At 67.9% G+C, this 9,739-nt stretch carries 8 protein-coding genes; 3 read left to right on the top strand and 5 right to left on the bottom strand.

What is annotated here, in order from left to right:
- Positions 1 to 1,488: a ribonuclease G gene (gene rng / locus ACXU4B_RS00190; RefSeq protein ID WP_131406596.1), complete on the bottom strand. Its 1,488-nt coding sequence runs from the start codon at positions 1,486 to 1,488 to the stop codon at positions 1 to 3.
- A gap of 182 nt (positions 1,489 to 1,670) precedes the next feature.
- On the opposite strand from rng, the gene ACXU4B_RS00185 reads away from it, so the two are divergent.
- The gene (locus ACXU4B_RS00185) at positions 1,671 to 2,189 is read left to right on the top strand and encodes a mismatch-specific DNA-glycosylase (RefSeq protein WP_131406594.1); all 519 of its coding nucleotides are present in this window, start codon (positions 1,671 to 1,673) and stop codon (positions 2,187 to 2,189) included.
- Here ACXU4B_RS00185 and ACXU4B_RS00180 read toward each other — a convergent pair.
- Complete coding sequence (locus ACXU4B_RS00180) at positions 2,174 to 3,067, bottom strand: LysR family transcriptional regulator (RefSeq protein ID WP_131406592.1); 894 nt, start codon at positions 3,065 to 3,067, stop codon at positions 2,174 to 2,176. The two genes, ACXU4B_RS00185 and ACXU4B_RS00180, sit on opposite strands and share 16 nt — an antisense overlap.
- 91 nt (positions 3,068 to 3,158) lie before the next feature.
- Between ACXU4B_RS00180 and ACXU4B_RS00175 the strand changes: the two genes are divergently transcribed.
- Positions 3,159 to 4,151 (top strand): NAD-dependent epimerase/dehydratase family protein, encoded by a 993-nt coding sequence (locus tag ACXU4B_RS00175; protein WP_131406590.1) that lies wholly within the window; start codon positions 3,159 to 3,161, stop codon positions 4,149 to 4,151.
- A gap of 10 nt (positions 4,152 to 4,161) precedes the next feature.
- On the opposite strand, the gene ACXU4B_RS00170 is transcribed toward ACXU4B_RS00175, so the two are convergent.
- Together ACXU4B_RS00170 and ACXU4B_RS00165 are read right to left on the bottom strand one after the other, a co-directional pair.
- Positions 4,162 to 5,454: a cytochrome c gene (locus tag ACXU4B_RS00170; protein WP_131406588.1), complete on the bottom strand. Its 1,293-nt coding sequence runs from the start codon at positions 5,452 to 5,454 to the stop codon at positions 4,162 to 4,164.
- Positions 5,451 to 6,152, bottom strand: coding sequence for a c-type cytochrome (locus ACXU4B_RS00165; RefSeq protein WP_240734070.1), 702 nt, complete (start codon positions 6,150 to 6,152; stop codon positions 5,451 to 5,453). Before ACXU4B_RS00165 ends, ACXU4B_RS00170 begins: the two co-directional genes overlap by 4 nt.
- 217 nt (positions 6,153 to 6,369) lie before the next feature.
- On the opposite strand from ACXU4B_RS00165, the gene ACXU4B_RS00160 reads away from it, so the two are divergent.
- A complete protein-coding gene (locus ACXU4B_RS00160) occupies positions 6,370 to 7,977 on the top strand; it encodes an amidase (RefSeq protein ID WP_131406584.1) in 1,608 nt (535 codons plus the stop codon).
- A gap of 16 nt (positions 7,978 to 7,993) precedes the next feature.
- Here the strand turns inward: ACXU4B_RS00160 and ACXU4B_RS00155 are convergent, their stop codons facing one another.
- Complete coding sequence (locus ACXU4B_RS00155; protein ID WP_165583103.1) at positions 7,994 to 9,637, bottom strand: MASE1 domain-containing protein; 1,644 nt, start codon at positions 9,635 to 9,637, stop codon at positions 7,994 to 7,996.
- Positions 9,638 to 9,739 lie beyond the last annotated feature (102 nt).

Raw genomic sequence — 9,739 nt, 5'->3', positions numbered from 1 at the left:
CTACAACAAAACCACATCGAACTGTTCCTGCGAATAATGCTCTTCGGGCTGGAAGCGTATGCTTTTGGAGATGAACTCTTCCAACTCGGCCACCGCGGTCGACTCCTCCTCCAGGATGCGCCCGACCACCTTCGGGCTGGCCATGACCAGCAGCTTCTCGGTATTGAACTGGCGCACCGCCCGGGTGATCTCGCGGAAGATCTCGTAGGTCACCGTTTCGGCCGTCTTGACCGTGCCCCGCCCGCTGCAGGCCGGACAGGGCTCGCACAGCTGGCGTTCCAGGCTTTCGGTCGTGCGCTTGCGCGTCATTTCCACCAGTCCCAGCGCCGACATCGGGTAGACGGTGGTCTTGGCGTGGTCGCGCAGCAGGCCCTTTTCGAGCATGCGCAGGACCTGGCGCTTGTGCTCCTCATCGGTCATGTCGATGAAGTCGATGATGATGATGCCGCCCAGGTTGCGCAGGCGAAGCTGGCGCGCCGCCGCCTGCGCGGCTTCGAGGTTGGTGCGGTAGACGGTTTCCTCGAGATTGCGCGTACCCAGGTAGCCGCCGGTATTCACGTCGATCGTGGTCATCGCCTCGGTCTGGTCGACGATGAGGTAACCACCGGATTTCAGCGGCACTTCCTTCCTCAGCGCACGCTGGATCTCGTCTTCCACCCCGTACAGGTCGAAGATCGGGCGCTCGCCGGCGTAGTGCTCGATGCGGTCGTCCAGGTGCGGCATGAACTTGTGCACGAACTTGACCACCTTCTCGAAAGTCTCGCGCGAATCCACGCGCACCTTCTCGATGTCGTCGTTGAGCATGTCACGCAGGCTGCGCAGCGGCAGCGACAGTTCCTCGTAGACACGCTCGCCCACCTTGGCCTTGACGATGTTCTCCTGCACCACGCGCCATACCTTGCCCAGGTAGGTCACGTCGAAGGCCAGCGACTCGGCGGTCTGCTCCTCCGCATTGGTGCGCACGATGTAGCCCAGCGGGTTCTCGCCGATGAGGGCGGTCAGCACGTCCTTCAGGCGCTGGCGCTCGGCCTCGTCCTCGATGCGGGCGGAAATGCCCAGGGTCTTGGCGTGCGGCAGCAGCACCAGGTAGCGCGACGGAATGGACAGGTGGGTGGAAAGCCGGGCGCCCTTGGTGCCGATCGGGTCCTTGACCACCTGCACCACGATTTCCTGGCCCTCGTGGACCAGTTCGCTGATCGACGGCACGTGGCCGTTGCCGGCAGGCACCACTTCGGCGCCCTCGGCCGATGCGGGCAGCGGCGGCCGCAGGATGTCCGAGGCATGCAGGAACGCCGCCCGCTCCAGCCCGATGTCGACGAACACGGCCTGCATACCGGGCATGACCCGTTGCACGCGGCCCTTGTACACATTGCCCACATAGCCGCGCCGGGAGGCCCGCTCCACGTGCACCTCCTGCAACATGCCATTCTCTACCACGCCGACGCGAGTCTCGCGCGGGGTCACGTTGATCAGGATTTCTTCGCTCACCGGGCACTCCCCTGGATGGGGGATCTTTATAGCGGCAGGACGCGCACACTGTCGATGCGTGGCTCACGTCACTGGCAATGATTGGCTAAACCCCGGTGAATAAGGCAAAAAACCGGGACATTGGTGTACCGGGCGGTGTTCCATTAACCCGGCTTCGCCAGCACGCATTATGCTGCCGGGCGATGCCCGACCCCATTCTTCCCGACCTGCTGCAGCCCGGGCTCGCGCTGGTGTTCTGCGGCACCGCCGCCGGTCGGCGTTCCGCCAGCGAAGGCGCCTACTACGCGCATCCGGGCAACCTGTTCTGGCGCGCCCTGCACGCGGTGCAGCTGACCCCGCGCCAGTTCGCGCCGGCCGAGTTTCCGCTGCTGCCGGCGCTGGGCATCGGCCTGACGGACCTGGCCAAGCACCATGTAGGCAACGACGACGAACTGCCGCGCGACGCCTTCGACGTGGCCGCGCTGCGGACCCGCATCGGGCGCTACGCGCCGCGCCTGCTGGCCTTCACCAGCAAGGCCGCCGCCCGGGCCGTGCTGGGCCAGGCATGCGGCTATGGGCTCCAATCCGGCCACATCGGCAGCACGCGGCTGTTCGTACTGCCGTCGCCGTCCGGGCAGGCGCGTGGGCACTGGGACCTCGCACCGTGGCAGGCACTGTCCGACCTGGTGCGGCAGGAACGCGGCGCTCAGGAACGGCAGTAGGCCGCCAGCGCCTCGGCCAGATGCTCGAACAGGCGGCGCACGCGCAGGCTCTGGCGCAGGTCTTCGTGCATCACGACCCAGGTTTCCAGCGGCAAGGACAGCTCGTCGGGCAGCAGGCGGACCAGCTGCGGATCGCGGCGGGCCAGGCCAGCCTGCATGATGCCGATGCCAAAGGCGGCCCGCAGCGCGGCCAGTGCGGCCAGGTCGCTGTCGGTGCGCCAGGCGAAGTGCTCGCGGACATAAGGCATGCCGCTGGGCCGCATGCGGCGGATATACGCCGTTTCGGTATCGAAGCCGATCACCGCGTGCTCGGCCAGCTCGGCGAGCGTGCCCGGGCGTCCGTGCGCCTCGACGTAACGGCGATGCGCGAACAGGCCCAGCTCCACCTGGCCCACGTGCCGCGCCACCAGCGCGTCCTGCGTGGGCTGCACCATGCGGATGGCGATATCGGCGTCGCGCCGCAGCAGGTCGGCCGGCCGGTTGGAGAGGGACAGTTCGATCACGATGCCGGGGTGTCGCTGCCGGAACTCGGTGAGGATGGGCGGCAGCACTTCCGCACCCACCACTTCGCTGGCACTGATGCGCACGGCACCGCGGATGTCGTCGCGCCCCGCCGAGGCCGTGCGCTGCAGGGCGGCCGAGGCAGACGCCATGGCCTCCGCATGGGCCACCAGTTCCTGCGCCAGCTCGGTCGGTGCCAGCCCCTGGGGCGACCGGGCGAACAGCACCACGCCCAGCGCAGCTTCCAGCTCGCGCATGTGCCGGCCCAGGCTGGGCTGGGTCATGCCCAGCGCCCGTGCCGCCGCCGACAGGCTGCCCTCGCGCATCACGGCGAGGAAGGATCGGTAGAGCTCCCAACCCGGATTGGTCATGGCCATGCATATTTGTATAGCAGATCTTAGCCAATAGCGAATTTCCATTTGGCTGACCGGCGTCCATGCTTGGCCTGACCTTTTCGAGGACACGACCATGAAGACACAGCGGACAGCACTGGTGATCGGCGCCAACGGTGGCATCGGCAGCGAAGCCTGCATGGCGCTGCGACGGCACGGCTGGCAGGTACGCGCCCTGGTGCGCACGCCACCGGCGGACGGCGGCCAGGACGGCATCGAGTGGGTAGCCGGCGATGCACTGAAGGCGGACGTCGTGCAGCGTGCCGCCCGCGGCGCGGCGGTGATCGTGCACGCGGTCAACCCGCCGGGCTACCACGCCTGGGACCGGCTGGTGCTGCCGATGCTGGACAACACCATCGCCGCCGCCCGGGCCAACGGCGCGCGAGTGGTGCTGCCCGGCACGATCTACAACTTCGGGCCGGATGCCTTCCCCTCGCTCACCGAGGGCTCGCCACAGCACCCGCACACGCGCAAGGGCGAAATCCGCGCCGAGATGGAACGACGGCTGGGCGCCGCCGCCGGCGACGGGGTGCGCGTGCTGATCCTGCGCTGCGGCGATTTCTTCGGCCCGCGCGCCGGCAACAACTGGTTCGCGCAAGGCCTCGTCAAGGCGGGAACGCCGGTGCGCCAGGTCAGCTACCCCGGTGACTACGCGATCGGCCACAACTGGGCCTACCTGCCGGACGTCGGCGAGGTGCTCGCGCGGCTACTGGACCGCGAGGCCGAGCTGGGCGGGTTCGAAAGTTTCCACTTCGGCGGCAGCTGGCTGGACGGCTACGCCATGCTCGACGCGATCCGCCGGGCAGCGGGAAATCCCCGCATCAGGGCCGGCCGGTTCCCGTGGTGGTTGGCGCGGCTGGCATCGCCGTTCAATGAAACGCTGCGCGAACTGTGCAAGATGCGCTACCTGTGGCGCGCGCCGATTCGCCTCGATGACCGCAAGCTGATCGCGTTTCTCGGCGACACGCCCTACACGCCACTGGACGATGCAGTGCGCGCGGCACTGGCGGGCGCCGGCTGCCTCGCCGACACGTCCGCGCCATCGACGCCGGCCAGATCCATCGCCTGATGTAGCGTGATCAGTCGATCGGCGTATGCCGGTACTTGATCACGTCACGCTCAAGCACCGGCGACGCCTGGTTCGACCACGACTGCCGGATATAGGTGACCACCGCGGCCACGTCGCTGTCGCTGAGCTGCTGGGCGAACGGCGGCATCGAATACGGCCGCGCATTGCCTGCCGTCACCGGCGCAAAGCCGCCGAGCAACACCACGCGCATCGCATTGATGCCGGTGGGTTCGTTTACCGACGAGTTCCCGCTCAGCGGCGGATAGATGCCCGCCACGCCCTGGCCGTCCTTGCCGTGGCAATCGGCGCAGCGCTCGGCGTACACCTTCGCGCCCTGCAGCATGATGGCGTGCGTGTTGAGCTGCGACTTTTCGGTCGCCACCAGCGGACGCGGCGGCAACGACTGCAGATAGGTGGCGATCGCGCGAAGGTCGTCGTCGCGCATGTGCTGCGTGCTCTGCACCACCACTTCGGCCATGGGGCCGAATGCGCTGCCACGCGCCGACTGGCCGGTCTTGAGCAGGTCGACGATGTCCTGATCGCTCCAGCCGGCCAGGCCGCCATTGGCCTGCGTGCTCAGGTCGGGCGCGTACCAGTTCTGCGCGGGAATCTGGCCGCCGGCGAGCGACGGATTGCTCTGCGAACCACCCAGCGCATCGCGCGGCGCGTGGCATTCGTTGCAATGGCCCAGCCCCTGCACGAGATAGGCGCCCCGGTTCCAGGCCTGGGACTTGGTTTCATCGGGCTGGTATTGGCCTTCGTGGAAGTACAGCGCGCGCCAGGCATTGAGGCTGCTGCGCACGCTATAGGGAAATTCCAGCCCCAACGGCTTGGCCGCACGCCGCACCGGCGCAAGCGACTGCAGATAGGCATACATGGCCAGCGCATCGTCGCGCGTGACCTTGGTGAACGAAGTGTAGGTAAACACCGGATACAACAGTTCGCCGTGGCGCCCCTTGCCGCTGTGCAAGGCCTGCCAGAAATCTTCGAAGCTCCACTCGCCAAGGCCGGTTTCGCGATCAGGCGTGAGGTTGGGCGCAGGGATGTTGCCGAACGGCGTCGCCAGCACGCGACCACCCGCGTAGCGCGCACCGCCCTGCTCGGTATGGCACGACGCGCAGTCGCCCACGGTGGCCAGGTACTGGCCCCTGGCGATGAGCGCCGGGTCCTTCAGGGTGGACGCGTCCACCTTGCTCGCAGCCTGCGACACCGGCTGCCGTGCCCCGCCGTGCAGCAGCAGCCCGCCGGCAAGCGCCAGTGCCAGCAGCACCAGCGCGATGACGATCACATGCACGCGCTTCATGCGCCGTCTCCCTTGTCGCCCAGCACGCCGCAATGCAGCGGCGGCGTCACCGTACCCGCCGCCTGCGCATGCATGTCCGCCGGCAGTTCACGTCCCGCAAGCCATGCCGATACCGCGCCGATGTCCGACTCGCTCAGCCGGTTGGCGATCTCGGACATGCAGTCGGGCGCCGCCGAGGCACGCGTCCGTGTGCGCCACGAACCGAGCTGCGAGCTGATGTAGTCATAGGGCAGTCCGATCAGGCCGGGAATATCCGGCTGCACGCCGGTGAGCTGGCTGCCATGGCAGGCGGCACAGGCGGGGATCTGCCGCGACGGATCACCTTTCAGCACCAGCTCTTCGCCGCGCCCGAGCGCCGACGCCGGCAGGCGCGGCATCGGCGAGCGGCTGTACGGCACTTCCTGCCTGGCGAAGTACTGCGCAATCTCGTGCATGTATTCGGGACTGAGCTGGCGCACCGTGTATTCCATCGGTCCGTACTTGCGCAGGCCGTCCTGGAAGTCCTTCAGCTGACGCGCCAGATAACCGGCCGGCTTGCCTGCCAGGCGTGGAAAGAACCCACTGTCGGGCGTGCCCTCGCCATGCACGCCATGGCAGGCCGTGCAGGCGGCGATGCGCTGCTCGATGGTGTCGGGAATCACCGGATGGGGCGCGTCCGCTTGCTGCGCATGCACCTGCGACGCAAGCATGCACCCCATGATCGACACGCAGACGAATCGCCTGGCCTGCCACAGCTTCGCTGAGAGCCCTTTCATGATCTTCCCGTCATACGCGTGAATGCGTGGTCGCCAGGACAGCGACCCGGCGATGTCCCTGCATTCATTATAGGGGTCGGCTCAGGTCGAGCTAGGATGAAGGCCTAAAAGCTGCGCGTTCGCGACATCATGTCGCACGACATTGTTCGGAGGAGGTCACGTGTCCCGTCGTCTGCCCTCGCTCGTCGTGTTCACCACCCTGCTCGTCAGCCCACCGCTGCTCGCCGGCGATGCACCGGACGCAGCGTTCGCCTCCATCGCCACGCTCCGGCAGCGCATGGACGCGGGCGCGCTCAGCAGCACCGCGCTGACGCAGCAATTCCTCGAACGGATTGGTCACATCGATCGCAGCGGCCCGTCGTTGCACGCCGTGATCGAGACCAATCCGGATGCACTGCTGATCGCCGCCGAACTGGACCGGGGCCGCGCCAGGGCCAGCCGGCGCGGTCCGCTGTATGGCATTCCGGTCCTGCTCAAGGACAACATCGACACCGGCGATCGCATGCTCACCAGCGCCGGCTCGCTGGCCATGACGGATGCGCCCGCCGCGCGCGACGCCGCGCTGGTGGAACGACTGCGCGCGCACGGTGCATTGATCCTCGGCAAGAGCAACCTGAGCGAATGGGCAAACTTCCGCTCCAACCATGCCAGCAGCGGCTGGAGCGCACGCGGCGGCCAGACGCGCAGCCCGTATGCGCTGGACCGCAATCCCTGCGGATCCAGTGCCGGCTCCGGCGCAGCGGTAGCCGCCGGACTGGTCACGGTGGCGATCGGCACCGAGACGGACGGTTCCATCCTGTGCCCGGCTGCGGCCAATGGCATCGTCGGCATCAAGCCGACGCTCGGCCTGGTGAGCCGCAGCGGCATCGTGCCCATCAGCCATAGCCAGGACACTGCCGGCCCCATGGCCCGCAGCGTCGCCGACGCGGCGGCGACGCTCACGGTCATCGCCGGCAGCGACACGCGTGACCCGGCCACGGTCGACGCCGACCGGCATGCCACCGACTACACCCGCTTCCTCGATTCGCGCGGCCTGCGCGGCAAACGCATCGGCGTCGTGCGCCAACTGGCTGGTGCGGAGCCGAATGCCGATCGCATCCTGGACGAGGCTATTGCACAGATGAAGGCGCAGGGAGCGATCATCGTCGACCCGGTGGAGCTTCCCCACCTGAAGGAACTGGGTGATGCCGAGCTGATCGTGCTGCTCTATGAATTCAAGCACGACCTCAACCAGTACCTGGCCACCCGGCCCGGCCTCAAGGTCAAGAGTCTCGCCGACCTGATCGCCTTCAACCAGCGCGAAGCGGCGCGGGAGATGCCCTGGTTCGGACAGGAGCTGTTCGAGCAGGCGCAGGCCAAGGGGCCGTTGAGCGACGAGGCCTACACCTCGGCCCTGGCCAAGGCCAGGCAGCTGTCCGGACCCGACGGCATCGACGCGGCGCTGAAGGCCCACCGGCTCGACGCCCTGCTCGCGCCGTCATGGGGCCCGACCTTCGTGACCGACCCGGTACTGGGTGATCACGTGGTCAGCGGCAACCCGACCATCGGCGGCGCATCGCAGCCTCCGGCGGTGGCCGGCTATCCGTCCATCACGGTGCCCGCCGGCTTTGCGCACGACCTGCCCGTCGGCATCGTGTTCTTCGGTACGCGCTGGAGCGAGCCCACGCTGATCGCGATCGCCTACGGCTTCGAGCAACACACCCGGGCATGGCAGCCGCCGACCTTCCTGGACACCGTGGGTGGCAAGCCCGTCGCCACCACTCCCTGACCGACCCGGGCCGACCCTAGGCTGAAACCGGGCGCTCGAAAGCAACGTTGGCCACCGTGGCCGACCCGACCCGCAGCGCGTCATGCAGGAGCAGCGACACCGACAACTGATCGTCCGAGTCGCGCTGATGGACCACGCCGCCATAGATGTGTGCGCGGTCCTGGATGGTCCGGATGCCTTGCCCGCTCGCGCCCAGCAAGGACACGACCTGTTTCCACTCCGGCGCCGACGCGTGCCGGTACGCCGGCGCGGCGCGGTGGCAGGTCATGCGCAGGACCACCCAGCGCCTGCCCCTGGTCCGGCCGCCGCGGATCTGCAGGTGGATGCGCCGGACCGGCTCGCGCGCCAGCACATAGACCATGGCCTCGCAGGCAAGGCGATACAGCATCATATGGACGTCCGGAGCGAGCTGGTCCAGGCCGCAGCCGGCAATGTCACAGCGATAGCAGGCGCCCGCCAGGGCCGCCGCCTGGGCCAGCGGCCCGTCCTGGAAGGTGGCCGGCGCACCGCGCTCCCGCCAGGTTTTTGGATAGAGCGCATCGGAAAGGCGGTGCATCTCGTGCTGGGTTATCGCCGCCTGCCGGGAATACACGTGTTCCATGTTGGCGGGCAGCACCGGGCGCAGGCGGTCGAGCAGGCGTTTCTGGCTGTCGCGCATCGACTGCCCGATGCGGTCGAGTGCCTCGGCTGTCTGCCGCAGACGCAACTCTTCCTGGTACAGGCCCTGCTGCGCCAGCTGGAACCCGCGCAGCATGTCGCCGGCATCGGCGACATCGGTCCTCGCCGGTGACAGCCGCGAACCGAGCATGAGCAAGGTGGAAATGGCGAATGCGATCAGCGCCTGCGCCTGGATCACCGCGGGGTCGCGCACCACCGTCATGGTCAGCTGGACCGCCGCGCTCGCGAGCATGCCGGCCACCGCCGCGCCTTGCCAGCCATAGCGCAAGGTCATCCATGCCACCGGCAGGAACATGGCCATGCGGCACAATTGCATCACTTCGTCGTTGCCCGGCGTGGTCAGCCACATCAGCCAGAGCAACAGGGGCAGCACGCCCAGGGCGAGATCGCGCGCGAAGACGCTTCTGGCGGCAGCCTGCCAGGACGGACGGCCCTTGTGCCCCGCCAGCCACGACCGCAGCGCCAGCGCCGCCGGCACCAGGGTCAACGCGCCCAGGTCGTTGCCAAGCAAATAGCCCAGCACGATGCGTGCGGTGATCGCGGGACCGGGCTCGCCACCCGGCAGGCGCACCGTTGCCAGCGCCGCCGTATCGGCCAGGGCGGTCAGCGCCGCACCAAGCAGAATGGCGCCAAGCAGGGCGACCATGTTGGGCTGCCCTGCATCAAACAACTTCATGCGGCGACGACACCAGGCAAACACCGGCGCATTCAGCGCGATCGGCGGCACGATGCCAATGACCGCCCACCACCAGCCGAAGCGCTCGTGATAGTCCCAGGCCTCGAAACACAGCGGCAGCGCCTCGCCGACGACCAGTGCAGGCCAATAGCGATAGGGAACGAACAGCAGGCACAGGACGCGCAGCCCCGCCGGGAGGTTCCAGTGCGAAACCGAAACGGCCCGCAGCGCCATGTAGCACGCCGCATAGGCGGCGATCGTGGCTGCTTGCGCGACCCAGCCGCCCTGCGCGAAACGCTTTCGCACGGCAGCCATCCAGTTTGTTGCGATCTCGATCAAGCGTGCAGAACCTCTGGTTCGATGAGCCCGTCGGGGGCCGCTTGCACGGCCTGAGTCCCGGCCTGGCCT

The organism is Dyella soli, from assembly GCF_054482295.1.
Note: the sequence above shows the minus strand (reverse complement) of the source record. Positions and strands in the feature narration are given on the sequence as shown.

What these genes read in the sequence shown, in the direction of transcription:
- ACXU4B_RS00185 (WP_131406594.1), top strand. Translation starts at nt 1,671, where the DNA reads ATGCCCGACCCCATTCTTCCCGACCTGCTGCAGCCCGGGCTCGCGCTG.
- ACXU4B_RS00180 (WP_131406592.1), bottom strand. Translation starts at nt 3,067, where the DNA reads ATGGCCATGACCAATCCGGGTTGGGAGCTCTACCGATCCTTCCTCGCC.
- ACXU4B_RS00175 (WP_131406590.1), top strand. Translation starts at nt 3,159, where the DNA reads ATGAAGACACAGCGGACAGCACTGGTGATCGGCGCCAACGGTGGCATC.
- ACXU4B_RS00170 (WP_131406588.1), bottom strand. Translation starts at nt 5,454, where the DNA reads ATGAAGCGCGTGCATGTGATCGTCATCGCGCTGGTGCTGCTGGCACTG.
- ACXU4B_RS00165 (WP_240734070.1), bottom strand. Translation starts at nt 6,152, where the DNA reads ATGGGGTGCATGCTTGCGTCGCAGGTGCATGCGCAGCAAGCGGACGCG.